Source organism: Variovorax sp. Root473 (assembly GCF_001426505.1).
Classification (GTDB): Bacteria; Pseudomonadota; Gammaproteobacteria; order Burkholderiales; family Burkholderiaceae_C; genus Variovorax.
In genome coordinates this window covers 32,593-58,956 of record NZ_LMEV01000002.1, presented here as the reverse complement: position 1 = coordinate 58,956, position 26,364 = coordinate 32,593, and the positions used below count along the sequence as shown (strand labels likewise).

The window sequence follows — 26,364 nt, the reverse complement described above, 5'->3', positions numbered from 1 at the left end:
CCACCAGGAAATCACCATGAAACTGCTCCCCGCTGTCGCTTCGGTCGCTGCTCTGTTCATTCTCGGAATGGGGGCCGCAAACGCCCAGGCCTGCAAGTCGCCCGTGCCCGACGCGGCCCTGGTGAAGAAAGGCACGCTGATCATGTCGGTCAACCCGACCCTGCCGCCGATGCAGTACGTCGACCAGACCGGTGCGCTCAAGGGCATGCGGGTCGAGCTGGGCGAGGCCATCGCCAAGCGCCTGTGCCTCACGCCCGAGTACGTGCGCATCGAGTTCTCGGCCATGATCCCGGGCCTGCAGGTCGGCCGCTGGGACGTCATCAACTCCGGCATCTTCTACACCGACGAGCGCGCCAAGCTCATGCAGATGCTGCCCTACGAAGACCAGGCCATCAGCATCAGCACGGCCAAGGGCAACCCGCTGAAGATCAGCAAGCCCGAGGACCTGTCGGGCAAGAGCATCGGCGTGGAGATCGGCGGTTTCGAGGAGCGCAAGGCACGCGAACTCGACAAGCAGCTGACCGACAAGGGCCTCAAGGGCATGACCATCCGCACCTTCGAGAACTTCGCGATGGCCTTCCAGTCGCTGCGCGCCGGGCAGGTCGAGGTGGCGCTGTCGATCGACTCCACCGGGGCCGAATACCAGAAGCGCGGCGACTTCGACCGTGTGCTGCACGGGCTGTTCCCCACGCCCGTGGCGCTGGCCGCCAAGAACAAGGAACTGTCGATCGCGGTGGCCAAGGTGCTCAACGACATGAAGGCCGACGGCTCCTTCGCCAAGCTGCTGGACCAGTACGGCGTGAAGGCGACCGACGGCGCGGTGGTCGTCAAGGGACCGGCGAGCTGAGCGCGCGGCGCCTTCCTCGTCACTGACTTCGTCAACTAAGGAACTTCCATGGGACAAGGCTGGAACTGGTCGGGCTTCTTCGACTATCTGTTCAACCCGTACATCCTGAACGGCGCGCTCACCACCTTGTGGCTGACGCTGGCGGCCATCGCGGGCGGATTGGTGGTCGGTTGCGCGCTGGCCCTGGCCCGGCTGTCGCGCCACCGCTGGCTGGCCGCGCCGGCGCACTTCTACATCTGGGTGTTCCGCGGCACGCCGCTGCTGGTGCAGCTGATCATCATCTACACCGGGCTGCCCCAGCTGGGTGTGAAGCTGTCGGTGGTGGAGTCGGCGCTGCTGGGGCTGATCCTCAACGAGGCGGCCTACCTTGCCGAGGTGGTGCGCGGCGGCATCCAGTCGGTGTCGGCCGGCCAGACGAACGCGGCGCGCGCCGTGGGCTTCAGCAGCGCCCAGAGCATGCGCTACATCGTGATGCCCCAGGCCATGCGGCTGATCATCCCGACGCTGGGCAACAGCATCAACGGCCTGCTCAAGACCACCTCCATCACCTCGGTGATCTCGATGGAGGAGCTGCTGCGCCGCACCCAGGTGCTGATCCAGGAGAAGTTCATGGTGCTGGAGCTGTTCATCGTGGCCGCCATCTACTACCTGCTCATGACCACCGTGTGGGACTTCATTCAGCGGCGCATCGAGCGCCACTACGGCCGCGCCTACGGCAACGCGAGCGAGCCCGCGGCCACGGCCACGACCGACGCCGTGCTCGAGCAACGCTAGCCCAAAGCCCGCCATGCAGCACTACGACCTGATCCTTCGCAATGCCGACATCGCCACCGTGGGCGATCGCTATGTGGCCGACATCGGCGTTCGCGACGGGCGCATCAGCGCAATCGCGCAGCAGCTGGACGGCAGCGCCGCCCGCGAGATCGATGCCGCCGGCCGCCTCGTCACGCCTGGTGGCGTGGACGGCCATTGCCATTTCGACCAGCCCACCAGCGACGGCTCGCGCTTCTCGGACGACTTCTTCACGGGAACGCGCTCGGCCGCCTGCGGCGGCACGACCACCGTGCTTCCGTTCGCGGCGCAGCAAAAGGGCGGCAGCATCCAGGACGCCGTCGACGACTACCACCGCCGCGCCGACGGCAAGGCGGTGATCGACTACGCCTTCCACCTGATCGTGGCCGATGCCACCAAGGATGTGACGCAGCGCGAGCTGCCGGCGCTGATCGAGAAGGGCTACACCTCGTTCAAGATCTACATGACCTACGAGGACCTGAAGCTGGACGACCGCCAGATCATCGAGGTGCTCGCGGTGGCGCGCCGCCAGGGCGCGATGACGATGATCCATGCCGAGAACAGCGACTGCATCGCCTGGCTCACCGAACAGCTGCTGGACGCGGGCCTCACGGCACCGCGCTACCACGGCAGCTCGCGTCCGATGGCCGTGGAGCGTGAAGCCACGCACCGCGCGATCGCGCTGGCCGAACTCATCGACACGCCGATCCTCATTGTGCACGTGTCGGGCCGCGAGGCGGTCGAGCAGATCCATTGGGCGCGCGGGCGCGGGCTGCCGATCTTTGCCGAGACATGCCCGCAGTACCTGTTCCTCAGTGCGGAAGACCTGGGCATCGACCCCGACGACCCGATGCACGGTGCGCGCTGCATCTGCAGCCCGCCGCCGCGCGACAAGGCCAACCAGCAGTTCATCTGGAACGCCCTGGCCAGTGGCCTGTTCACGGTCTTCTCCTCGGACCATGCGCCATTCAACATCCATGGACCCGACGGCAAGCGCGTGGCCGGCGACGACGCCTCCTTCGACCGCATTCCGAACGGCATTCCCGGTGTCGAGACGCGCATGCCGCTGCTGATGAGCGAAGGCGTGCTGGCCGGGCGCATCGACGTGCACCGCTTCGTGGAACTGACGGCGACCAACCCGGCGCGCATGTACGGGCTGTATCCGAAGAAGGGGACCATTGCCGTGGGCGGCGACGCCGACTTCGTTGTCTGGGATGTGTTCGAGCCAGGGCAGGAGAAGGTCATCGCGAACGACATGCTGCATCACGCGGCCGACTACACGCCCTACGAAGGCATGCGCCTGCGCGCCTGGCCGGGGATCACGGTCTCGCGCGGACGGGTGGTGTGGCGCGACGGGGTCTTTTCTGCCGAGCCGGGCTCGGGGCAGTTCCAGCCGTGCCTGCGCCCGCGCACGCCCAACGCCGGCAGTCCGCTGGACAAGTGGCTGTGAGACCATCCAGCCCACAGCGGCCCGCCTGCTAAGCTTTTCGCCAACGTCTGTGGAACCCCTTTTTCGTCGCATGCCAAGTCTTCCCAGCCCGGCCCAACCCGCCACCATCACCATCGCACCGCTCGAGGTGCGCTCCGCCAGCCTGGCCGAGCAGGCCTACGCGAGCCTGCGCACCCTGATCCTGGATCGCAAGATCTCGGCGGGCAGCCCCTTGCAGGAAGGCCGGCTGGCGGAGGAGCTGCGCATCTCGCGCACGCCGATGCGCGAGGCGCTCGTTCGGCTCGCGGGCGAAGGGCTGCTGGTGCGCCGCGATGCGCGCTCCTATGCGGTGCGCGCGCTGGGCACCAAGGAGTACTTCGACTGCATGCGCGCGCGCGAGATCATCGAAGGCGAAGCCATCGTGCTGGCCGTCGACAAGATCAGCGACGCGCAGATCGATGACCTGGAGGCCGACCTGAAGTCCTTCGATGCCGGCGAGCACGACGAGACCGAGCACTGGCATTTCGACGACCGGTTCCACCTGATCATTTCAACGGCCAGCGGCAACGTCGTGCTGCCGCGGCTGGTCGAGGAGCTGCGTGTGAATGCGCGCCTGTTCCGCCTGCACAGCCCGCTGCATCGCCAGCGCGAGAACCACGATGAGCACGGCGAGATCATTCGTGCGCTGCGTGCACGCGACCCCGTGCTGGCCCGCGATGCGATGTGTGCCCACCTGCGCAGCCTTCAGGAAGACGTCAAACGCGCGATCGTCGACTGACGGGTGCCGCAGGTGGCGCACGCATGAAGCTGCGACGCGCCGGCCGTGAGATCAGGCTGGCCGGTCACCCAGGGACGCAGGCAATGATTTCCGGGCTGCTCATCGCTTCGGAGTGATGGTTCTGCTGACGGTCCGTATGGCATCTGCGAACTCTGTGAGGATCGCGGGCCTTGCCATGCCGTCTCGTCGAAAGAACAGGCCGAACGACGGCAGGACGACCTGCGGCCCGATCTTCAGTCTTTGCACGCCGCCCCTGGCGACTTCGTCCACGGCGTGCTCCAGCCGTACCGCACACAGCAGCGAGGGGTCCTTGCGAAGCACGGTGCCGATCGTGACCGAGGACATGGCCTCGATGACCGGCACGGGCGGTGTCACGCCGCTGTTGAGGAAGACGGTCATGAACGCCTGCCGGACCAGCGTTTCCTTGGGCGGCAGCACCCACTGGGCGGCGCGCAGGTCGGCCCACTGTAGCCTGCGTCCGGCGAGGCTCCGGTTCGAGGTGGCGGCGAGCACGCAGAGCTCATCCTTCAGCAGCACGACCGGTTCGAGCAACGGAATCATGTCGCTCGCGATCAACTCGGGCGTGATGGCGCCGAAGACGCAGTCGAGTTCCCCCTCGAGCAGGCGATGAATGAGCTCGTGCACGCGGCCCTCTCGCAGCTGCACGGCGGCGCCCGGCAGCCGCTCCCGCAGCTTGACGATGGCCGCGGGAACGGCGGCGGTGACAGACGGCGCACCCACCCGCAGCACGGCCGTCACGCCGCCTTGCATCGCATCGACATCCGCGGTGGCGCGCGCCAGTTCATGCAGCACCGCCCGTGCGCGAAACGCGGCGCTCGAGCCCAGCGCATTCGCATGGATGCCCAGGTGGCTGCGTTCGAACAGGCGGGCCCCGAAACAGTGCTCGAGTTCTCCGAGCATCTTGCTGATGGCAGGCTGGCTCAGGTGCAAGCGCGTCGCAGCGCCGCGCATCGTGGGCGTCTCGGACAGCACCACAAGCAGCTCGAGGTGCCTCAGGCGCAGCGTGCGGACGAGGCGGTCGGTTCTGGGGTCCATTTCTGCTTCCATGGAATATAGCTAATCGTGATCACTCCCTCACGATTATCGAATTTTCAAGAATCGGGGAAGGCGATAACGTCGCCCTTCAATGAACTCCGAATCCACAAAGACAACCGGCCAGGCCGGCCCCGCCGCCCCGCTGAAGAACGTGCGCGTGATCGACCTGGGGCAGTACATCGCAGGGCCGGGCGCGGCCATGGTCTTGGCCGAGCTTGGCGCGCAGGTGATCAAGATCGAACCGCTGGCAGGCGACCAGGCCCGGCATATCGGCCGCTACGGCGAGTCGATGATCCGCGCCTACAGCCGCGGCAAGCAATCCATTGCGCTCAACCTCAAGAGCGACGCGGGCCGGGAGATCGCGTGGCGACTGATCGCGAACAGTGACGTCGTGATCCAGAACCTGCGCCCTGGTGCCGTGGAGGCGCTGGGGCTGGGGCCGTCGGCGGTGCGCGAGCGCTTCCCCAAGGTCATCTACCTGTCGATCTCGGGCTTCGGGGACCTGGGGCCTTCAAGCGCACGTCCTGGCTACGACATCGCGGCGCAGGCCGAAAGCGGCCTGATGTCAGTCACGGGCGAACCAGACCGCCTTCCGCAGAAGGTGGGCGTGCCGATCATCGACGCGGCCGCGGCGCACCTCGGCGCCCAGGCGGTGCTCGCTGCGCTCTACGGACGCGCACAGACGGGTGTCGGCGAGACGCTGCGCACGTCGCTGCTCGAGGTGGCCATGCATTTGCAGGCCACGACCTGGTGCGACTACCTGGGAGGCGCCCCAGAGCCGACGCGCATCGGCGATGGTCAGCCCAACAACGCGCCTGCCGCCGAGGTGGTGCCCACGCGTGATGGGCACATCGTGCTGTCGGCCTATGCGGACGAGCATTGGGCGCGATTCTGTCGTGTGATGGGTCGCGAGTCGCTTGCGACGGACCCGCGCTTTTGCACCAACGCACGGCGGGTGCAGCACCGCGGTGAGTTGCGCGCCGTGTTGCGTGAATGCCTCTCGTCCTTCACCAGTGAAGAGTGCGTGGCGCTGCTCAGCCGAAACCAGATCGTGGTCGGCTTTGTGCGCAGCTACCAGCAGGTGCTGCAAAGCGCGGACGTCCAGGCGAGCGGGATACTGGTCGATGCACGGGGCGCGGACGGCCAGCGCTACCCGTCGCTGGCATTGCCCTATCGGCTGGGCGACGCCCCACGCGCCACGCCGACAGCCGCGCCTGCGTGCGGGGCCGACACCGATCGCCTCCTGGCCGGGCTCGGGCTCGCGGCAAGCGAAATCGACGACCTTCGCCGCACCGGTGCAGTGGCATGACGCAGGAACAGAAAAGATCCATGAACTCGGCGATTGATTCCATCGCGCACGACTGCGAGAACCTGGTCATCCAGACGCTGCCAATGTTCGAGATGATGCGCATGCGCGCGGCGACCACCGCACGTCGCCATCCCGTGCTCGGTTTTGCTGCGCCGGATCCGGCCTCCACCACGCGGTGGGTCAACCAGTTCACCCACACGCACCGTCGGCTCGGCCCGCAGGACACGGAGGTCGTCAGCCCGAACAACGACACGGTCTACAGCAACGCCTGGCTGGACCTTTCCGAAGGACCGGTCATCATCGAAACGCCCGAGATGCGCGAGCGCTACTGGACCCTTGGTCTGCTGGACGCGTGGACGAATCCGTTTGCCTACGTCGGGCGCCGCACGACAGGCAACAGACCCCAGCGCACGCTGGTGCATGGCCCGGCATGGCGCGGCGTCGCCCCTTCGGACATCACGCAGACGATTGCCGCGCCCGGAGATGATGTGTGGCTGATCGGCCGTCATCTCGTGGAGGACGACGGCGAGGACGCTGCGCGCGTGCGGGAAACGCAAGGCCGGATGCGGCTGGTTCGCCTGGATGGCAACGACGCGGCGATGCGGGTGGACACTTGGATGGATGGGCGCGATGCGGGCGTCCCGCCTGCGGATCTGTACCGCACCATCGTGAGCGCTGCGCTGCGGCGCAACCCTCCCATAGCGGGAGAGTGCCAGGCGTGGCCCGCTGCCGCGGCAGCGCTGGAGGCGTCGCTGCCGGCCGTCTACGAACGGCTGCGCACCACCAATCAGCCGCACGATCTGGGCGGTGGCTGGGCGATCCCGGTCATGGTGAAGACTCACTGGGGCAATGATTACCTGACGCGCGCCCGCATCGCCCGCAACTTCATCGGCGCGCTGGGCGTCGAGGAGGCGATGTACCCGACCGCCGAGGTGGACGCGGGCGGCGCGCCGCTCGACGGTTCGCAGCGCTACGAGCTTCGGTTTGCGCCGGGCAAGGGGCTGAAGGTGGGGGCTTTCTGGTCGCTCACGATGTATCGCCGCAGCGATTGTCTTTTCGTGGCCAACCCCATCGACCGGTACTCGATCGGTGACCGCACGCCGGGCTTGCGCCACGACACCGATGGCAGCCTGGCCCTGCGGCTGCAGGCCGAGAACCCGGGGCCGGGTGTGAACTGGCTTCCGGCGCCGAAGGGCGAGTTGTTCTACGTCGTGCTGCGGCTTTATCAACCGCATGCCGACCATCTGGAACTGCGATTCGACTACCCGCCGATCCAGCCGATCTGACATCCACAAAATCAACGGAGACAAGCACGCATGACCACAATGAACCGCCGACATCTTCTTGCCGCCGCCGCTGGCCTGGCATTGCCCTGGAGTGCGTCGAGCCATGCACAGGCATGGCCGGCGCGACCGATCCGCATGGTCTCTCCCTACGGTGCAGGTGGATCGAACGACATCCTCTCGCGCGTGCTGGGCGACTTCCTCGGGCGACGGCTCGGCCAGAGCGTCGTGATCGAGAACAAGGCCGGGGCGGGGACCCGCATTGCCAACGACTTCGTGGCGAAGGCCCCGGCAGACGGCTACACATTGCTCCATGCAGCGGCACCCATTGCCATCGGCGAGGCGCTGTACAAGGGCTTGCCGTACGACGTGCACAAGAGCTTTGTCTCGATCGCCAGCACGGCCATTGCACCCTTGTTCCTGGTGGTCAACGCCGACGCGCCGTACAAGACGCTCGCGGAATTCATCAAGCACGCGAAGGCCGACCCGAAGGGCGCGACCTTCGGCTCGCCGGGGGCAGGATCCGCGCCCCACCTGACCGCCGAACTCCTGTTGCGTGCCTCCGGCGCGAAAGGCATCGTGGTGCAATACCGCGGCGATGCGCCGGCCTACGCCGAGCTGCTTGCCGGGCGCATCGACGCGACCTTGACGGCCATCTCGACCGCGGTCCCCCACATCCAGGCCGGCAAGCTGCGGGTGCTGGGCGTTGCCACGGAAGAGCGCACACCGCTCTACCCGGATGCACCGACCATGCGCGAGCAGGGCTTGCCGTCCGTTGTCGGCTATGGCTGGTACGGCGTGCTCGCGCCGGCGGGAACGCCTGCCAACATCGTCGCGCAACTCAATGCGCAGATCAATGCCGCAGTGACCGACGCGGAGGTCCGTCGCAAAGCCGAGGCTGCCGGACTGCAGTTGCGCGGGAGCACCAGCGCCGAGTTCAGTGCGTTCATCGCGAGTGAAACGCGCAAGTGGGCGCAGATCATCAAGTCTGCCAACATCACGGCCGAATCATGAACACAAAGCAGTGCTGGGTCGCACGTGCGGGGCTGGCGCTTCTCATGATGGTGACCGCCGGGTGCGCGATGGTTGCCGCACCTGGACCCGCCATGCAGCGCAACACCACATCGGGACCCGTGATCGGCAGTGACGATGCGATTGCCTCGGGAACCTGGAGCTGGAAGGGCGTTCCGTACGCGAAAGCGCCCGTCGAGGAACTGCGCTGGCGCGCGCCACGCGATCCCGACCGATGGACCACCGCGCGGGCTGCCACCGCGTTCGGCCCGGCCTGCGTCCAGACGGGGCGGCTCTACGGCCCGGGCCTGCACAACCGCTACGACGACACCGTCGGCACTGCGCTCGGCAAGACCGTGGGGTCGGAAGACTGTCTGTATCTCAATATCTGGACACCGGCCTCGCCGGCCATCAAGCCAAGGCCCGTGATCGTCTTCGTGCACGGCGGCAGCAACATCACCGGCTATACCGCGGACCCCGTCTACGACGGCGCGGCGCTCGCGCGCAACGAGGATGCCGTCGTGGTCTCGGTCAACTACCGACTGGGCGTCTTCGGCTTCCTGAACCTGGCCGAGTTGAAGACCGGTCAACGCGACGAAGATTCGGGCAACTTCGCTCTGCTCGATATCGTCAAGGCGCTGGAATTCGTGACCGCAAACATCGCGGGATTCGGGGGCGATCCCGAACGCGTGACATTGATGGGGCAGTCGGCCGGTGCCGTGAACGTCTACGCCTTGTTGACATCGCCCATGGTGCTGGCGCGCGACAAACCCCTGTTCCACCGGGTCGTCGCGCTCAGCGGCGGCATCTCGACCGCGGCGTCCTTGCCAAAGGGGGCTATTCCCGGCGTGCTGCCCGCGGCGCTGTGGGCGACGCGTGGAGGGGCGCTGCTTCACGAGTTGCTCGTGACACAGGGCCGTGCATCCGACGAAGCTGGCGCACGGCGACTGATTCTGAAGACGGGTCGTGCGACGGTGGCGCACTGGCTGCGCGCGAGTTCGGTCGATTCGATCCTGGACGTGGTTCGCACCCGCCTTGCCCAGCGCGGCATGGCCGCTTCCAATCCGATTCCAGACGGCTGGGTCGTCGCGCAGGATCCGATCGCCGCCATTCGCGCAGGGCACTACGTTCACGTGCCGGTCCTTGCGGGGCACACCCGCGATGAAACGAAGCTTTTCCCCCAACTGTTTGCGATGCGGCCCGATCTCGGCGGAACAAGCGGCCGCCTTCTCGACGATGCCGCGGTCTTCGCACTCACGTCGCGCTATGACCCGGAAGCCGCACCGCAAACCACCATCGAACAATGGGTACCCCCCGCGTACCTGCCTGCCACGGCACCGACCGTCGGTTTCGACGCGCGTGCTGCCGAATTGGATCGAATCTGGTTCACCGCCATTCGAGACGATGTGCTGAATGCGTTGCGAACGCAGCAAGCAACGGTTTGGGCGTATGAATTCGAGTGGGACGAACTGCCGCCACCGTTCGACAAGATCTTTGGCGCGGCACACACGTTCGACTTGCCGTTCGTGTTCGGAAACTTCGGTCCCTCCCTGTACGCGAGGATTTCATTCACGCGTGCAAATGAGCGCGGCCGGCTGGCTCTTTCCCGTGCGATGCAAGGCACGGTGGGCGCCTTTGTCCGCAGCGGCGATCCGAATCACGCAGCCATCGGAATGAGGTGGAAAGCCTGGCCGAGCAGGCTTCGGTTCGATGCAGATGCCGCTGCTGTGCATCTCGGCACCCAATGAGGAATGTCTGGAGCTGCACGACCCAAGTGCAATCAAGCGGCGCAGGTTCATCATTCAGAAAATCTTATCGATCTGCAGAATTACAGTATTGGACGCTTCGGAGCCCACGGATTCCAATGCGGCACCATGGAAACACCGCTGATTGCCGCCAGCCTGAGATGGTTGTTCACCGAATGGCCGCTGGCCGAACGCTTCGGCGCGGCGGCAGCCTGCGGCTTCCGGGCAGTAGACCTGAGCCTGCCCTACGAACTGCCGTTGGAAGAACTGCGTGCATCGCTGCTTCGCCATGACCTTCGTTTCCTCTACCTGCTGGCCGCACCGGGTGATTGGGGCGCCGGCGATCGTGGCTTGGCCGCGGTGCCCGGACGGCAGGAGGAATTTCGAGCCGGTATGCACGAGGCTATCCGGTACGCATCGGGACTCGGGCACCCGCTGATTCATCCGCCCGCCGGCAACGTGCCCGAGGGCGTCGACCCGGCCGAATGCGAGCATGTGCTGCTCGACAATTTGCGTTGGGCCTGCATGCAGGCCTCCGAGCACGGCCTGCGCCTCGTGCTGGAACCGGTGTGTCGACGTGACTTCCCGAGGTACCCGATCAACACCGCAAGCCAGGTGATCGATCTGGCCGGGCGCATCGGTGCGGCCAATCTTGGCGTCGTGCTGGATTTTCACCACGTGCAGTGGGAGCACGGTCACGACATGGCGCAAGTGCATGCCGAACTGCGTCGCGCGATGCCGCTGCTGTGGTACGTGCAGATCGCTTTTGCGCCAGATCGCCTGGGGCCCGACGACTCGGACCATGACGCACACGCCACCATCGCCGAAGCGCAACGCCTCGGTTATCGTGGTGCATTCAGTTGCGAGTATCGACCTGCGGGCAGCTCGCAAGCGAGCCTGGGTTGGGCAGTTCGCTATGGCATCCGTGCCATTTCTTGACGGTAACAGGAGACACAACCGTGACTTGGCTACATCGCCGCTCTCTGCTGTCCCTGGGCCTGGCGTGGGCCGCCGGCGCGCGCGGCCAGGTCACCGGCGGGGACGGCCTCATCAGGTTGATCGTGCCCTACAGCGCCGGGGGCTCGCTCGACACCATCGGGCGTTCCGTTGCGGAGGGCATGAGCCGTGCCCTCGGCGTGCCGATGATTGTGGACAACCGTACCGGCGCATCGGGAACGATCGGCGCGGCAGCGGCCGCGCGTGCCGCACCCGATGGCCGCACGCTCCTCCTGGGCGGATCCAGCACGCATGCGGTTCTGCCGGCGGTGTCGCCCAAACTTCCCTACGACGCAGTGGTCGACTTCACCCCGATCTCGATGATCGCCGAGGTGGAGAACGCGCTGGTCGTCAGCCCGAAGCTGCCCGTCAACAACATGTCCGAGCTGGTGGCCTACTGCAAGGCGCGGCCCGGGCAGCTGGCTTTCGGTTCCTCGGGCGCGGGCGGCATCACACACCTGGCTGGTGAGCTGTTCAAGATTACCGCTGGCGTGGACGCGATCCACGTGCCCTACAAGTCGAACTCCGAAGTGGATCTGGCCCTGTTGAGCGGGCAGCTCCAGTTTGCCTTTGCCACGCTGGCCACGGCCATCCCGCACATACGGGCTGGCCGCATGCATGCCCTCGCGCTGGCCAGCGCGCAGCGCTCGCCGTTCCTGCCGGCGCTGCCGACCACGTCCGAAGCCGGATTTCCGAGCATCATCGCGGTGTCTTGGGCGGCCCTGTACGGGCCGTCGAAAATGGAACATACAGACGTAGCGCGGCTGAATGCGGCAGCCCAGGTCTCGCTGAAGCGACCCGAGTTGAAGGAGCGTTTCAACGCGATCGTCACGCGCGCGCTGCGAAGCACACCGGAAGAACTGGCCGACTACCAGAAGCGAGACCATGCGCGCTGGCGTCGTGTGGTCCAGACCGCCGGCATCAAACTGGAAGGCTGAGCTTGCTTCGGCCGGGCGCCAACTTGCGATGGCCCTGGACTGAACTCTCCGCGCATCTGCGCTACCGGCCTCAGGATGGCACGGCGAAACGCCGGACACCGGCGCCGGACACACAGGCATCGTCCTTGCCCGCGACAGCAACGGTTCACCCGGCGCCCTCCCATTCTCTGGATCCGATCGCTGTGGGAGTCGAGGGGCGCAGCCTGCTCGCAATCCCGGGATGGCTCAAGGCAATCAACCGGCTTAAAGTCGGCGAGGACTGTTGACGAGCAAATTTTCATCCTCATGAACCTACGCCGCCTTCGCTATTTCGTCGTGGTGGCAGAGGAACTGCACTTCGGGCGCGCCGCGCAGCGCCTGCATATCGCCCAACCCGCGCTCACGCAGAACGTTCAAGCGCTCGAGGCTGAGTTCAATGTCGAGCTGCTGACACGGTCGAGCCGCCGGGTCGAACTCACCGAGGCGGGCGCGGTACTGTTCGCCGAAGCGCAGCGCTTGCTTGAACTGGCGGATCAAGTCCACCACCGCATGCATGCTTTCGTGCTGGGGCACGAGGGCACCCTGCGGTTGAACTTCGCCCGATCGGCGGCAGGTGGTGCCTCGAGCGCGATCGTGGAGATGCTGCGCAACGAGGCGCCTGCGCTGCAATTGCAGATCAACTCCCAGTACACGGCCAAGAGCATCGAGGATCTGCTCGACGGCAAGCTCGACGCGGCCTTTGTGCGCTCACCGCTGGAAATGGCCGACCCGGCCGTTGGTCAATTGCAGGTGCTGCCGATCGGCAGCGAGGCACTCGTCGTTGCGCTGCCGCGAAGCCATCGCCTCACGCGGCGCCAACGCATCCATGCCGCCGATCTCGTCGACGAGCCGATCGTGACGGGATCTGCGCAGCGGGCTCCGGGTTTTTATCGCTTGATGTTCGGACAGATCTGGGGCGACCGCTCTCCGCGGATCGTGCTTCACGAACCTGACGAGGAGCACATGCTGCGCGCAGTGGCAGCGGGAACCGGCCTCACGATCCTCACCGAGTCGCGGGCAAAGGCAATCCAGGTACAGGGCGTCGCCATCCGCCGGTTTGCGGCACCGGAGCCGCGCGCAGGGTTGGCGCTGGTGTGGTCGGCGAGCAATCTCAGCACGGCACTGGCCGTGCTGGTCGATGTCGCACAACGGTTCGTCTCGCAGCACGTGGACGATGCGACGACAGGCCCCGGCACGCCCTCGCAGCCTGCTTGGGATCGCGCACCTTCGGCTTCGGACCGGTCCTCCTCCTGACCTCGCGGCGGCCGGCAAGTCGCACGCCCCCGTGCGAGTTCCACAGCGCCCGTGCGCAGTGGAAAGACGCGCCCGCGGCGGCATCCATCGATCGAATTCTCTTATTGATCTGGCGCGCAACAGTATTGGACGCGACCTGCGTCAGCCTCTTCTAATGGGCCGCAGGAGACAAACCATGTTCGATACCACACCTGCGACGGACCACCTCGTCGCCTCGCTGTCGCCCGCGCAGTTCACCGGCTTCGCACGGGCCGAGACCGCACGATGGACTCGCATCGCGCAGCGCAGGAATTCATGCGGAATGAACACGGAGCACGCACGATGAACGGTGCGACGAGCCTGGTGAAAACGCTGTTGGCCTCGGGTGTCGACACCTGCTTTGCCAACCCGGGAACGAGCGAGATGCATTTCGTCGCGGCGTTGGACACCGTGCCCGGCATGCAATGTGTGCTCGGCCTGCAAGAGAACGTCGTGACGGGCATGGCCGACGGCTATTTCCGCATCGCGCGCAAGCCGGCCTGCACGCTGTTGCACTGCGGCCCGGGTTTCGCCAACGGCATGGCCAACCTGCACAACGCGCGCCGGGCCCGCAGCGGCATCGTCAACATCGTGGGCGACCAGGCGACCTTTCATCGTCCCCTCGACGCGCCGCTGACTTCCGATACGGCGGGCATGGCGCAGACCGTGTCGGCCTGGGTGCGCACCAGCGCGCGTGCGGCGGAACTGGGCAGCGATGCCGTCGAGGCGGTCGCAGCCGCACGTGCCTTCGCCGGTCAGATCGCCACGCTGATCCTGCCCGCTGACGTGTCCTGGGGCGAGGGCGGTGAGGTCGGCACCCCGAAAGAGCCGCCCGCGTCGCCGCCGATCGACCCCTCGGCCGTCGAAGGCGCGGCCCGCATGCTGCGCGGGCGAGACGACGTGCTGCTGCTGTTGGCCGGCGAAGCCGTGCTGGGCGAAGCGCAGCGTCTGGCCTGGCGCATCGCAAAGGCGACGGGCGCCATGCTGATGGCCGATTTCGTGAACGCACGCCTGGAGCGAGGGCGGGGCCGTCTGCCGATCGAACGGGTGCCGTACGCACGGGACGAGGCGCTGGCGGCGCTCGGGCGTTTCCGGCAGATCGTGCTGGTGAACGCGCGCCCGCCAGTCACCTTCTTCGGGTATCCCGGCGTGTCGTCGCTGCAGTACGAGCCGGGCACTCAGTTCCACGTGCTGTCGCGGCCGGACCAGGATGCGCAGGAAGCCCTGCGAGCGCTTGCCCAGGCGTTGGACGTGCCGGATGCCGAGATGCCCGATGCCGGACAGCGGCCCGAACCCGCACGCGGCGCACCTTCGCCCGAAGGCCTGGCGCAGACGCTGGCCGCGCTGATGCCCGAGGATGCCATCGTCTCCGAGGAAAGCGCCACCTACGGCCGCCACTTCTACCGCTTCACCCACAGCGCACCCGCGCATGACTGGCTGCACCTCACCGGTGGTGCCATCGGCGACGGCATGCCCGTGGCCACGGGCGCCGCACTGGCGGCGGGCAGGCAGCGTCGCGTGATCAGCCTGCAGGCCGACGGCTCGGGCATGTACACGGTGCAGTCGCTGTGGACCCAGGCCCGCGAGCAGCTTCCGGTGACGACCATCATCATCAACAACGGCAAATACAACATCCTTATCGGCGAATACCGCAAGGTCGGTGCCGGCGCCACGCCGGGCGCGACCGCCATGTCCATGCTGGACCTGGGCAATCCGTCACTGGACTGGGTCAGCCTGGCCAGTGGCATGGGCGTGGAGGCCGCCAGGGCCACCACGCTGGAGCAATGTGCCGACCTCATGCGCGCCAGCTTTACCCGCCGCGGTCCGTTCCTGATCGAACTCATGGTGTGAGTTGGCCGATCGCAACTGCAACTTGAAACGAAGGACACGCATGAAAATGCTCGACATCAGCTGCCGCGGGCCGCGCCCGCTCAAACGCCGGACCGTCCTTGCCGCCGGCCTTGGACTGGCGGCGGCGATCGCACACGCCCGCGTTGCGGTGCCTGTGCGCAAGGTGACCGTGATTCTTCCGTTCGGCCCCGGCGGATCGGCGGATGTGATCGCGCGTGTGCTCGGGGCGGGCATGGCCGAGGAGCTCGGCCTGCCGATCATCATGGACAACCGCCCCGGCGCGTCGGGCGCCATCGCCGCGTCCGCCGCGGCGCGAGCGGCCGGCGACGGATCGACGCTGTTCTTCGGCGCATCGTCGACCCAGTCCGTGCTGCCGAACGTTCGGACCTCGCTGCCGTTCGATCCGGTGGCCGACTTCGCGCCGATCTCGATGGTGGCGGAGGTCGAGAACGCGCTGGTGGTCACGCCCTCGCTGTCGGTGCTGTCCGTCGGCGATCTCGTCGCGGATGGCAAGGCACGCCCCGGAAAACTGGCCTATGGTTCCTTCGGTGTCGGCAGCATCACCCATCTCGCAGGCGAGCTTTTCAAGATGTCAGCCGGCGTCGACATGCTGCACGTCCCCTACAAGACCGCGACGGACCAGGATGTGGCATTGATGACCGGCGAACTGCAGTGCGCCTTCGTCACCCTGGCCGCGTCCATGCCGCACATCCAGGCCGGGAAGATGCGGCCACTGGTCGTCGCCAGCCGACAACGGTCGCCGTTCCTGTCGAACGTGCCGTCCACGGCCGAGGCGGGTCATCCGGCTGTTGTCGCAGTGTCGTGGGGAGCACTCTATGCTCCGCGCAAGATGGACCCGGCGCTGGTCGCCACCTTCAACGCCGCCGTGCGCGCGGCGCTGGAGCGCCCCGATGTACGGCAGCGCTTGGCCACCATCCACGTGCGGCCAATGGCGAGCTCGCCGCAGGAGCTCGCCGCGTACCAGACGGACGATCGGGCGCGCTGGGCCGAAGTGGTCAAGGTCGCCCGCATCCGGCAGGAGGCTTGAGCATGATTCAGCTCGATCCCAACCTGCGCTGGCTGTACACCGAACTCCCCATGGCCGAGCGCGCCGCTGCTGCGGCGGCCGACGGGTTCCGCGGCGTCGAAGTAGCGTTTCCGTACGCGGTCGCGGCGCCCGACTACCGGGGCGGCCTCGAAGCGTCGGGCCTGGTCCTCGTACAAATTCTTTCGCCCACCGACTGGGACGCGGGTGAGCGCGGGCTGGCGGGCCTGCCCGGTCGGGAGGACGACTTCCGGACCACGATCCAGGCCGCCGTCGCCTATGCCGTCGACTGCGGCCGGCCCTTGATTCACGTGCCGCTGGGCAACGTGCCCGCCGATGCGAAGCGGGCCGACTGCATCGCCATGGCGCGCGAGAACCTGCGCTGGGCTGCCGACGCGGCGGGTGCGCACGGGCTCACGGTCCTCATCGAGGCTTGCTGCAGGGCGCGCATCGCCGACTACCTGATCCATGCCAACAGGGACGCAGTGGCCCTGATCGAATCCGTGGCGCGCAGCAACCTGAAGCTGTGCTTTGACACCTACCACGTGGCGATGGAGGGGAACGCGCTGGCGGAGGATCTCGACATCGCCTGGCCGCACGTCGGGCACGTGCAGATCGGCAACGCGCCGGGGCGCCACGAGCCGGGAGAGGGCGAGCTGGACTTGCACGCCTTCCTGGAAGGGCTGGAGCGGCGCGGATGGAACGGCTGGGTCGGGCTGGAGTACACGCCGCGCCGGAATACCACCGACTCGTTGACCTGGGCGCGCGCACTGGGTTTGTTGCCGGAGCGTGTGCAATGAGCGAAGTGCAAGCCCTGATCGGCAGTTGGCGGCTGCTGTCGTTCCGCATCCTGTACGACGACGGCGGCGTGGAGTTTCCGCTGGGCGCCGATGCCGAAGGCCTGATCGTCTACACCCACGCCGGCTTCATGACCGGCGCCCTGATGCAGCGCGGCCGACCGAAGTTTTCTGCGATGCGCTCCTCGGTGGCGGAGCGGGGCATCGGCTCGGCCGACGAGATCGTTGCTGCGTTCAACGGCTACTTTTCGTATTTCTGCCGCTTCGAGACTGATCCGGTCCAGCGCAAGGTGATGCATCGCGTCATCGGCTGCCACCTTCCGGATTGGGAAGGCCGCACGCTGGAACGGTTCTGGCAGTTCGAGGAGGTCGACGGTCGGCGGCAGCTGACGCTGCGGTCCGCGCCGCTGTCGATCAATGACCGCCGGGCCTGCAACGAGTTGAAGTTCCTGCGCGAGCCGGACATTTTCCCGATCGAGGTGCAACCATGAGCAAACGTCTCGCAGCCGGGACATCGGAGGTCGTCGCATGAGGGCCGTGATCATCACGCGTGACGACAGCGGCGCGCCGTACCCTCAGGTGCACGACGTGGCAGAAGTTGCGCCCGGTCCGCGCGAGGTACTGGTCAAGGTGCTCGCCGCTGGCATGAACCGGGCCGACCTGTCCTTGAAGACCGGCCATTTCCGCGCCATGACAGGCAGCGGGCCAACCGGCGTAGCCGGGCTCGAGATGGCCGGCGAGGTCGTCGGCTGCGGTGCCGATGTCCAGGGTTTCCGCCGCGGCGACAGGGTGATGGCCATGTGCAGCGGCGCGCACGCGGAACGGGTTTGCGTGGACGAACGCCTGCTCATGCGTGTGCCCGATGGCGTGGATGTATTGCAGGCTGCCGCCTGGCCGGCCGCGCTGATGACGGCGCATGACGCACTTGTCACCAATGGGCGCCTGGCGCGCGGCGATCACGTTCTCGTGCAGGCCGCGAGTTCGGTGGTCGGCATCGCCGCGGTGCAGTTGGCCCGGCTGCTCGGTGCCGAACAGGTGATCGGCACCAGCATGTCAACGGACAAATGGGAACGCCTGCGCGCGCTGGGCGTGACACTGGCTGCGCACAGCGGCCCCGCGCTGGAGGCCGCCGTCCGGGAGGCGACGCACGGGCATGGCGTGGATGTGGTGATCGACCACCTGGGCGCTCCCGCGCTGGCCGAGAACATGGCCAGCGCAGCAATTGGCGCACGCATCGTGAGCGTGGGGCGCATGGGCGGCACTGGCGGGCCGATCGACCTCGACCTGCTCTCGCTCAAGCGGCTGTCGCTGGTCGGTGTGACCTTTCGCACGCGCACCGTCGACGATGTGGCTGCGCTGATTTCGCGCATGCTCGCCGACGTGGCACCTCTGCTGCAGGCCGGGCGCTTGCGCATGCCGATCGACAAGGTGTTCGCGCTGGAAGACGTGGCCCAGGCCCATGCGTGGATGAAGTCGCGCCAGCAATTCGGCAAGGTGATCCTGCAACCATGACACAAGAAAAAACCCAGCGGATCGCCTGGATCACCGGCGCGGGCTCCGGGATCGGTAGGGCAGCCGCGCTGGCCCTGGCGCGGACGGGGCATGTCGTTGCCCTGTCCGGCCGCCAGACGGACGCATTGCAGGCGGTGGCTCGCCAGGTCGCCGCGCAGGGTGGCACCGCGCACAGCTTCGTGCTGGACGTGACGGACAGCGAGGCCGTCGCGGCCACGATCGCGGCCGTCGAGCGCGACGTCGGCCCCGTCGACGTGTTGGTGAACAGCGCCGGCATCAACGTCACGGCGCGGTCCTGGGCCGAGGTCGGCGTCGCCGCCTGGCGCCAGGTCGTGGACGTGAACCTGACGGGAACATTCCAGTGCATGCACGCCGTGCTGCCGTCGATGCGGGCACGGCGCGACGGGCTCGTCATCAATGTCGCGTCGTGGGCAGGCCGGCATGCTTCTTCGTTGGTGGGGCCAGCGTACAACGCAACCAAGCATGCAGTGGTCGCCCTGACGCACAGCTTCAACATGGAGGAGGGGCGCAACGGCTTGCGCGGCTGCGTGCTGATGCCCGGCGAAACCGACACGCCGATCCTGGACCAGCGGCCGGCGCCCGTGCTCGCGCAGGAGCGCGCCCGCATGCTGCAGGAGGATGACCTGGGTCGGACCGTCGCCTTCGTCGCCGGCATGCCGGCGCGGGTCTGTGTCAACGAGATCCTGATCAGCCCAACGCACAACCGGGCCTTCGGCGCGTGACGGCCCGGAACGAACCAGCGCGGCCATGAGCGCCTCCGCGGCCATGCCAGCCAGGCTGGCTCGGCGCACCGCACAAAGCTACCCCATCAGACCCTTGAAGCTGGTGCTCGGATTCCCTCCCGGCGGCGCAGCGTGACAGCTTGCCGAACGGCTCGCGGGTCCAGATCGGACAGCCCGTGATCGCGGAGAATCGACCAGGGATGTTCGGCAACATCGCCGCCGCGAATGTGGCAAGAATCCCCGCGGGCGGCGACCCATTGTTCTTCGGCATGAACACGATCCACGCCGCCAGCCCGCACATGTTGCTCGAGTTGCTCAAAACCGGCGCGCCGAGGCGCCAGCTCACATGTGCCGAGGCCGTGCACCCGGCCCTTTCATGGGCAAATGGTAATGAAGTGCAGGTCTTTCCTGCGCCAGGCTGAGCTAGGATTTGCGGGTTTGAACTGCAAGCTCCTGCAATCCAGGAGCACAGCGTAATGGCGCCGCCATCCATGGTTATCTTTTGTCGTGGCAAGGCCGATTGACGTGCTTGGGCCCACCGTTAGCTGGAACTGCCTCATCGTCGAAGACGATGCCGACAACGCGCGCTACATCGCCGAAGGCTTCCGTTCGCTTGGCCATGTGGCGGTGATCAGCCGCGATGGCGCGGATGCGTTCGCGCGCGCCACGGGCGAGCCGTGGGACCTCGTCATCCTCGATCGCATGCTGCCCAACGGCGTGGACGGCCTGTCGATCCTGGCCGCGATGCGCGCCCTCGGCAAGAAGACGCCGGTGCTGCTGCTCAGCGCGTTGAGCGCGCTCGACGAGCGCGTCCGCGGCCTCAAGGCCGGTGGCGACGACTACCTGGCCAAGCCTTTTGCCTTCTCCGAACTCGCGGCGCGTGCCGAGGCGCTGGTGCGGCGCTCGCGTACCGGGCCCGAGATTCGCACGCTACAGCTGGCCGACCTCACGCTCGACTTGGCGCGGCGCCACGTGGAGCGCGGCGGCCGGCCCATCGCGCTGCAGCCGCGCGAGTTCAGGCTGTTGGCCTATCTCATGATGCATCCGGGCCAGGTGGTCACGCGGACCATGCTGCTCGAGGCGGTGTGGGACTATCAGTTCGACCCGCAGACCAACGTCATCGACGTACAGGTGAGCCGCCTGCGCGGCAAGCTCGATGCGGGCGGCGCGCCGACGCTGATCCACACCGTGCGTGGCGTGGGCTACACATTGGCCGCGCCGCAATGACCTGGTCCCTGCGCCAGTTGTGGCGCTCGATCGGCTTTCGGCTCGCCTTCTACTACGGGCTGCTCGTAGCCATCACCATGCTGGCCGCACTGGCGATCATCTACATGCAGACCGTGGGCGTGTTGCAGCAGCGCATGGTGCGACAGGTGGCCGCGAGCATGCAGCAGCTGATGGTGCGCCATGAAGCACGCGGTACCGACGGCGTGGCGGGCGAGATCGCCAATGCGCTGTCCGATGGCCGCAACTCGGACAACGAGATCTACCTGCTCACCGACGGCGAGGGAAACAGGCGCGCGGGCAACCTCGATCAGATGCCTTCGCTGACACCCGACGCAGGAGACGGCGTGCACCGCCGCGTGGTGCGCGCGGGCCAGACCGTCATCGCCTACCTCGTGATGCGGCCGCTGCCCGACGGCGGCATGCTCGTGGTGGGGCACGACCTGCGCGACCAGGAGTCGATCGAGTCGCTGGTGGCCAGCGCCAGCGCAGCGGCCGGCATCGTGGCGGTGCTGCTGCTCATCGGTGGAACCTTCGTCTTCCGCCAGGAGCTGGAGCGCAGCGTGGGTGCGGTGCGACGCACGGCCGCGCGCATCGCGGCGGGCGAACTGCAGGAGCGCGTGGCGCGCTCCGGGCAGGAGGGGCGGGAGGACGAGTTCGCCCTGCTTGAGCAGGACATCAACGCGATGCTCGACCGCATCCAGTCACTGATGGACGGCGTGCGCCATGTGTCCAACACCATCGCGCACGACCTGCGCACGCCACTCACGCGCGTGCTGGTGCGCCTGCGCGCGGTGGAGGTGGGGCTCGACGGCGCGAACGCGCCGCAGCGCGAGTCCGTGGCCACCGCCATCCGCGAACTGGAAGAGCTGGCCGTGATGTTCGAGAAGCTGCTGCAGATCGCCGAGGTCGAGGCCGGTGCACGGCGTCAGCAGTTCGCGCCGGTGGCGCTACACGTCATTGCCGACGACGTGGCGGAACTGTACGAGGCGGTGGCCGAAATGCAGGGCATTGCGCTGCTGCGCGAGCCCGCCGACCATGCCGTCGCGCTGGGCGACCGCGACCTGCTCGCGGGGGCGGCGGCCAACCTGCTGGACAACGCGCTGAAGTACGCCGCAAACGGAGGGAAGGGCGCAACTGTTCGCGTGGGAACGCACACGGTCGACGGGCGTGCGCAACTCGTCGTGCAGGACGATGGCCCCGGCATTCCGAGCGCCGAGTACGAGCACCTGGGCGTGCGATTTCATCGCCTGGACCGCAGCACACCGGGCCACGGCCTGGGCCTGGCGAGCGTGCAGGCGGTGGTGGCGCTGCATGGCGGGCGGCTGCAATTCAGCGACGCCCGCCCGGGACTGCGCGCTTGCATCGACCTGCCGACGGCTGACAGTTGAGCGGCCCTTTCGGATCGTTCTTCGCCGTCTCCTCGCGCCTCGAACATTGCCAAACGGCAATGCTTTGTTCATACACACGGCGGCGCTGAATTCCTAGGATCGCTGACGCACAACCTGTGCCGATCAACGCAGTTCCAGGAGACATCAACGGTGAGAATCAAGAGTCAGAGAGACTTCTGCTCAGGCGTCCTTTTCAGCGCCTTCGGCGTGGCCTTCGCATGGGGCGCCACGACCTACAACGTGGGCACCGGCGCCCGCATGGGCCCCGGCTACTTCCCGCTCATTGTGGGCATCCTCATCGCATGCATGGGCGTGCTGATCACGTTCAAGGCCCTCACGGTCGAGACCGACGACGGCGAACCCGTGGGGCGCATCGCATGGAAGCCGCTGCTGTTCATCATCGGCGCCAACCTGGTTTTCGGCGTGCTGCTCGGAGGGCTGCCGAGCATCGGCCTGCCGTCGATGGGGCTCATCGTCGCGATCTATGCGCTGACCTTCATCGCGAGCCTGGCGGGCGACAGCTTCGGATGGAAGGGCGTGACCCTTCTGGCGACCGTGCTTGCGCTCGGCAGCTACCTGGCCTTCGTGGTGGCGCTGAAGCTGCAGTTCCAGGTGTGGCCCACCTTCATCGCTGGTTGACCCGCGCAGAACAACAAGAAATCCAAGAGAACAATGGACCTGATTACCAATCTTTCGATCGGTTTTGGCGTGGCTTTCACCGCCCAGAACCTTGTCTATGCGTTTGTCGGCTGCCTGCTGGGCACGCTGATCGGCGTGCTGCCGGGCATCGGTCCGGTCGCGACCATCGCGATGCTGCTGCCCGCCACGTATGCACTGCCGCCTGTGTCGGCGCTGATCATGCTGGCCGGTATCTACTATGGCGCGCAATACGGCGGCNCTACCAGATGGCGCGCAAGGGCCGTGCAGGTCCGGCGCTCGCCGCTGCGGGCCTGGGCTCGTTTTTCGCGGGTTGCGTCGGCACGCTGATTCTTGCCGCCTTCGCGCCGCCGCTGACCGAGCTGGCCTTCAAGTTCGGCCCCGCCGAATACTTCTCGCTGATGATCCTGGGCCTCATCGGCGCCGTGGTGCTGGCCTCGGGCTCGTTGCTCAAGGCGATCACGATGATCCTGCTTGGACTGGCACTGGGCCTCGTGGGCACCGACGTGAACTCGGGCGTGGCGCGCTACAGCTTCGACATTCCCGAGCTCACCGACGGCATCGGCTTCATCGCCATTGCCATGGGCGTGTTCGGCTATGGCGAGATCATTGCCAACCTCGCGGTGCCGGAGCATGAGCGCGAGGTGTTCACTGCGAAGGTCAAGGGCCTGTGGCCCACCAAGGAAGACTTCAAGCGCATGACGCCTGCCGTGCTGCGCGGCACGGCACTTGGTTCCGCACTGGGCATCCTGCCGGGCGGCGGCGCGCTGCTGTCGGCTTTCGCGGCCTACACCATCGAGAAACGTATCAAGCTCAAGCAGGGCGAGGTGCCCTTCGGCAAGGGCAACATCCGCGGCGTGGCAGGACCGGAGTCGGCCAACAACGCCGGCGCGCAGACCTCCTTCATTCCGCTGCTGACGCTGGGCATCCCGCCCAATGCCGTGATGGCGCTGATGGTGGGTGCGATGACCATCCACAACATTCAGCCGGGTCCGCAGGTGATGACCAGCAACCCCGAACTCTTCTGGGGCCTGATCGCCTCGATGTGGATCGGCAACCTGATGCTCATCGTGCTGAACCTGCCGATGATCGGCATCTGGATCAAGCTGCTGACCATTCCCTACAAGTGGCTCTTTCCATCGATCGTGCTGTTCTGCGCGGTGGGCGTGTACTCGGAGAACAACAACACCTTCGATGTGTGGATGGTTGCGATTTTCGGCATCGTGGGCTACCTGTTCCTGAAGCTCAAGTGCGAGCCCGCGCCATTGCTGCTGGGTTTTATCCTCGGGCCGATGATGGAAGAGAACCTGCGCCGCGCGCTGCTGCTGTCGCGTGGCGATTGGAGCGTGTTCGTGATGCGGCCGCTGTCGGCGGGGCTGCTGGCCGCGGCGGCGCTGCTGCTCATCGTGGTGCTGCTGCCTTCGGTGAAAGCCAAGCGCGAGGAAGCCTTCGTCGAAGAGTGAACCCTGAACGCAGCTCGCCGATCTGCCGATGAAATGAGAACACACGCCCTATGAGGGTGCAGCGCACAAGGCGCTGCCGACCAGCTACAGCCCCAACTCTCGCTTGGCGATGATGTTGCGCTGGATTTCGTTGCTGCCGCCGTAGATCGACATCGCCCGTCGCCAGAAGTAGTTGGGCGCCGCGCCATGCAGGCTCGCGTCGAGTCCCTCCAGGTTGCCTTCGCCGCGGGCTTCGGCCACGTCGAGCATCTGGCTCTGGGGGCCGGCGGCCTCGAAGATCAGCTCGGTGATGCGCTGGCCGATCTCGGTGCCGCGGATCTTGAGGGCCGAGGCCAGCCCCGCGCCCGGCGAACTGCCGCTGCCCATGCTCGACAACGCGCGCAGCGTGGTCACCTCGAGCGCCTTGAGCTGGGCCTCGGTGGCCGACACCCTGGATCGGAACACCGGGTCTTCGATCAGCGGCCGGCCACGGTGCAGCGTGGCCGAAGCGATCCGATGCAGCCGGCGCATCGCGAAGGTCGAGAAGCCGATGTTCGAGTTTTCGACGCGTTCGTGCTCAAGCAGAAACTTGGCGTAGTGCCAGCCCTGGCCTTCCTCGCCCACGAGATTGGCCTTGGGCACCTTCACGTCGGTCAGGAACACTGCGTTGAACGAATGCGTGCCCTCGAGCATGGGGATGGGTTGCACCACGATGCCGGGCGACTTCATGTCGATGAGCACGAAGGAAATGCCTTGTTGTGCCTTGGCATCGCGGCTGGTGCGCACCAGGCAGAACATCCAGTCGGCATGGTGGGCGTAAGAGGTCCAGATCTTCTGGCCATTGACGAGGTAGTGGTCGCCGCGATCCTCGGCGCGGGTCGCAAGCGAGGCGAGATCGGAGCCCGAGGCCGGCTCCGAATAGCCCTGACACCACCACACAGTGGAGTCGCGGATGCCCGGCAGATGCTGCGCCTTCTGCGCCTCGTTGCCAAAATTGAAGATCACCGGTCCGACCATGCGGGGGCCAAACGGTTGGATGGTGGGGCAGTCGAGCTCGGCGCTGATGGTCTCGAAGATGTAGCGCTGGGTTGCGGTCCACCCGGGGCCACCTTGCGAGGTGGGCCAGGTGTAGGCGTGCCATCCGCGGCGCCCAAGGATCTGCTGCCAGCGCATGAAGTCCTCGCGCTGCAGGTGCAGGTCATGCGCCACGCGGCGTGCAATGTCAGGTGGCAGGTTGTTCTTGATGAAGGTGCGCACTTCATCGGAAAACGCGCGTTCCTCGGGGGTGAAAGCCAGGTCCATCGGGTGTTTCTCCTCTCAATCGGTGGTGGCCGCGCGCAGGATGAAATGCACGCCGCCGAGATGCACGCCTTCGGCGTCGACTTCGAGGCCGCGATCCTTTGCCGCAGCGCGAATCGCTTCGGGCTCGCGCGCGTCCACCACGATGCCGCGCAGGCCCTCGCCGCGATCGTCCCGCTGTGGAACGAAACGCAGCGTCGCGTTGTCCACTTTCAGCTGCCACGTTCCGGCCTGTGCCGGGTCGCGCGGCGCGGGTCGCTGCAGGATGCGGCCCCAGCGCTCGGCGAGCGCCGCAGGATCGTCGGCCTGCAGCACGGCGCCAGAGATGCCGCGCACGCGCGTCTGGGAAACCGCGTCGCGCCAGTGCGGGCCGGCTGGCCAGTACGGGCCTTGCAGGTCGGCGCCGTTCAGGGTCGTGTTGATCTCCAGCAGCGCACCGCCCGTGTCGCGCGGATGCAACTGCATCCCTTCGTAGTCGCCCAGCGCCAGCGGGGCGGCAATGCGCACGCCGATCTGTGCCACGTGCGTGCGCCATCGCGGCAGTGATTCGCTGTCCAGGATCACCATATAGCCGCCGTCGCCGCGGCGCCGCTCCAGGTAGCGTCCGGCAGCAGTGTTCGGGGCGAGTGGCGCCACCACCTCGACGAAGCTGGTGCCGAACGGCATCAGGGCGTTGTGCAGGCCGAACTGCCCCACTTCCGGATCCCGGTGGCACACGCGCACGCCAAACACGGCGCACAGATCTTCTTCCACCGGAGCCAGTTCGCGCGCCACCAGGCAGAGCTGGCGCAAGCGCAGGTAGGGCGAGGGTGCCGTCGCCGTTGATGTCGTGTTCGGTGCCGTGGTCAAAACGTTGTCTCCTTGCACTTGCAGGTTGTCGGGCTCGTCTATTTTTGAATATGATATAACAAATAAACAAATCAAGAGAA

25 protein-coding genes and 2 pseudogenes are annotated in these 26,364 nt (G+C 66.7%); 24 read left to right on the top strand and 3 right to left on the bottom strand.

From position 1 onward, the window contains the following. Window positions 1-16: 16 nt before the first annotated feature. The 4 genes from ASD34_RS03025 (at window position 17) to ASD34_RS03010 (ending at window position 3,846) form a co-directional block, all read left to right on the top strand. Complete coding sequence (locus ASD34_RS03025; RefSeq protein ID WP_056572588.1) at window positions 17-847, top strand: ABC transporter substrate-binding protein; 831 nt, start codon at window positions 17-19, stop codon at window positions 845-847. 48 nt (window positions 848-895) lie between these two features. After that, the gene (locus ASD34_RS03020; RefSeq protein ID WP_056572586.1) at window positions 896-1,621 is read left to right on the top strand and encodes an amino acid ABC transporter permease; all 726 of its coding nucleotides are present in this window, start codon (window positions 896-898) and stop codon (window positions 1,619-1,621) included. A gap of 13 nt (window positions 1,622-1,634) precedes the next feature. After that, window positions 1,635-3,089, top strand: coding sequence for a dihydropyrimidinase (gene hydA, locus ASD34_RS03015; RefSeq protein WP_056572584.1), 1,455 nt, complete (start codon window positions 1,635-1,637; stop codon window positions 3,087-3,089). Between the two features lie 70 nt (window positions 3,090-3,159). After that, window positions 3,160-3,846, top strand: coding sequence for a GntR family transcriptional regulator (locus ASD34_RS03010; RefSeq protein ID WP_056572582.1), 687 nt, complete (start codon window positions 3,160-3,162; stop codon window positions 3,844-3,846). Window positions 3,847-3,945: 99 nt separating this feature from the next. On the opposite strand, the gene ASD34_RS03005 is transcribed toward ASD34_RS03010, so the two are convergent. Beyond that, window positions 3,946-4,902, bottom strand: a complete 957-nt coding sequence (locus ASD34_RS03005) for a LysR substrate-binding domain-containing protein (RefSeq protein WP_056572580.1) — start codon at window positions 4,900-4,902, stop codon at window positions 3,946-3,948. A gap of 91 nt (window positions 4,903-4,993) precedes the next feature. Between ASD34_RS03005 and ASD34_RS03000 the strand changes: the two genes are divergently transcribed. The 20 genes and pseudogenes from ASD34_RS03000 to ASD34_RS02910 all read left to right on the top strand — a co-directional run. Beyond that, window positions 4,994-6,211, top strand: a complete 1,218-nt coding sequence (locus ASD34_RS03000; RefSeq protein WP_056572578.1) for a CaiB/BaiF CoA transferase family protein — start codon at window positions 4,994-4,996, stop codon at window positions 6,209-6,211. Between the two features lie 20 nt (window positions 6,212-6,231). Next, a complete protein-coding gene (locus ASD34_RS02995) occupies window positions 6,232-7,497 on the top strand; it encodes a DUF1254 domain-containing protein (RefSeq protein WP_056572576.1) in 1,266 nt (421 codons plus the stop codon). A gap of 30 nt (window positions 7,498-7,527) precedes the next feature. Further along, window positions 7,528-8,508, top strand: a complete 981-nt coding sequence (locus ASD34_RS02990) for a Bug family tripartite tricarboxylate transporter substrate binding protein (protein ID WP_056572573.1) — start codon at window positions 7,528-7,530, stop codon at window positions 8,506-8,508. Between the two features lie 92 nt (window positions 8,509-8,600). Next, window positions 8,601-10,253 (top strand): carboxylesterase/lipase family protein, encoded by a 1,653-nt coding sequence (locus tag ASD34_RS02985; RefSeq protein ID WP_235509957.1) that lies wholly within the window; start codon window positions 8,601-8,603, stop codon window positions 10,251-10,253. Window positions 10,254-10,379: 126 nt separating this feature from the next. Then, window positions 10,380-11,189, top strand: a complete 810-nt coding sequence (locus ASD34_RS02980; RefSeq protein WP_056572568.1) for a hydroxypyruvate isomerase family protein — start codon at window positions 10,380-10,382, stop codon at window positions 11,187-11,189. A 20-nt stretch (window positions 11,190-11,209) separates the two neighbouring features. After that, on the top strand, window positions 11,210-12,184 hold the full coding sequence (locus ASD34_RS02975; RefSeq protein ID WP_056572566.1) for a Bug family tripartite tricarboxylate transporter substrate binding protein: 975 nt from the start codon (window positions 11,210-11,212) through the stop codon (window positions 12,182-12,184). A gap of 285 nt (window positions 12,185-12,469) precedes the next feature. Further along, window positions 12,470-13,456 carry a LysR family transcriptional regulator gene (locus ASD34_RS26940; RefSeq protein ID WP_162248683.1) on the top strand — a complete coding sequence of 329 codons (987 nt, stop codon included), beginning with the start codon at window positions 12,470-12,472 and terminating at the stop codon, window positions 13,454-13,456. A 175-nt stretch (window positions 13,457-13,631) separates the two neighbouring features. After that, window positions 13,632-13,781, top strand: coding sequence for a hypothetical protein (locus ASD34_RS27385; protein WP_157609613.1), 150 nt, complete (start codon window positions 13,632-13,634; stop codon window positions 13,779-13,781). Continuing rightward, window positions 13,778-15,325, top strand: coding sequence for an acetolactate synthase large subunit (locus ASD34_RS02960; protein ID WP_056572559.1), 1,548 nt, complete (start codon window positions 13,778-13,780; stop codon window positions 15,323-15,325). Before ASD34_RS27385 ends, ASD34_RS02960 begins: the two co-directional genes overlap by 4 nt. Window positions 15,326-15,365: 40 nt before the next feature. Further along, entirely contained in the window at window positions 15,366-16,373 is a 1,008-nt protein-coding gene (locus ASD34_RS02955; protein ID WP_056572557.1) for a Bug family tripartite tricarboxylate transporter substrate binding protein, read from the top strand. 2 nt (window positions 16,374-16,375) lie between these two features. Continuing rightward, window positions 16,376-17,170, top strand: a complete 795-nt coding sequence (locus ASD34_RS02950; protein WP_056572555.1) for a hydroxypyruvate isomerase family protein — start codon at window positions 16,376-16,378, stop codon at window positions 17,168-17,170. Further along, window positions 17,167-17,658 carry a lipocalin-like domain-containing protein gene (locus ASD34_RS02945; protein WP_056572554.1) on the top strand — a complete coding sequence of 164 codons (492 nt, stop codon included), beginning with the start codon at window positions 17,167-17,169 and terminating at the stop codon, window positions 17,656-17,658. Before ASD34_RS02950 ends, ASD34_RS02945 begins: the two co-directional genes overlap by 4 nt. Window positions 17,659-17,695: 37 nt before the next feature. Then, window positions 17,696-18,679: a zinc-binding dehydrogenase gene (locus tag ASD34_RS02940; RefSeq protein ID WP_082548474.1), complete on the top strand. Its 984-nt coding sequence runs from the start codon at window positions 17,696-17,698 to the stop codon at window positions 18,677-18,679. Continuing rightward, window positions 18,676-19,422: an SDR family oxidoreductase gene (locus tag ASD34_RS02935; protein WP_056572550.1), complete on the top strand. Its 747-nt coding sequence runs from the start codon at window positions 18,676-18,678 to the stop codon at window positions 19,420-19,422. The genes ASD34_RS02940 and ASD34_RS02935 overlap by 4 nt, the downstream gene beginning before the upstream one ends. A 200-nt stretch (window positions 19,423-19,622) precedes the next feature. Continuing rightward, the gene (locus tag ASD34_RS28045; RefSeq protein WP_056572548.1) at window positions 19,623-19,844 is read left to right on the top strand and encodes a hypothetical protein; all 222 of its coding nucleotides are present in this window, start codon (window positions 19,623-19,625) and stop codon (window positions 19,842-19,844) included. A gap of 103 nt (window positions 19,845-19,947) precedes the next feature. Further along, complete coding sequence (locus ASD34_RS02925) at window positions 19,948-20,649, top strand: response regulator transcription factor (RefSeq protein WP_056572546.1); 702 nt, start codon at window positions 19,948-19,950, stop codon at window positions 20,647-20,649. Continuing rightward, window positions 20,646-22,037, top strand: a complete 1,392-nt coding sequence (locus tag ASD34_RS02920) for an ATP-binding protein (protein WP_056572544.1) — start codon at window positions 20,646-20,648, stop codon at window positions 22,035-22,037. The genes ASD34_RS02925 and ASD34_RS02920 overlap by 4 nt, the downstream gene beginning before the upstream one ends. Window positions 22,038-22,187: 150 nt before the next feature. Then, window positions 22,188-22,676, top strand: coding sequence for a tripartite tricarboxylate transporter TctB family protein (locus ASD34_RS02915; RefSeq protein ID WP_056572542.1), 489 nt, complete (start codon window positions 22,188-22,190; stop codon window positions 22,674-22,676). Window positions 22,677-22,709: 33 nt separating this feature from the next. Next, a pseudogene (locus tag ASD34_RS28040) lies at window positions 22,710-22,934 on the top strand (tripartite tricarboxylate transporter permease); the annotation flags it as partial. Between the two features lies 1 nt (window position 22,935). After that, window positions 22,936-24,157: pseudogene (locus tag ASD34_RS02910) on the top strand (tripartite tricarboxylate transporter permease); the annotation flags it as partial. 84 nt (window positions 24,158-24,241) lie between these two features. On the opposite strand, the gene ASD34_RS02905 reads toward ASD34_RS02910, so the two are convergent. Further along, on the bottom strand, window positions 24,242-25,438 hold the full coding sequence (locus ASD34_RS02905) for an acyl-CoA dehydrogenase family protein (RefSeq protein ID WP_056572540.1): 1,197 nt from the start codon (window positions 25,436-25,438) through the stop codon (window positions 24,242-24,244). A gap of 15 nt (window positions 25,439-25,453) precedes the next feature. Then, window positions 25,454-26,284 carry a VOC family protein gene (locus tag ASD34_RS02900; RefSeq protein WP_056572538.1) on the bottom strand — a complete coding sequence of 277 codons (831 nt, stop codon included), beginning with the start codon at window positions 26,282-26,284 and terminating at the stop codon, window positions 25,454-25,456. Window positions 26,285-26,364: the final 80 nt, after the last annotated feature.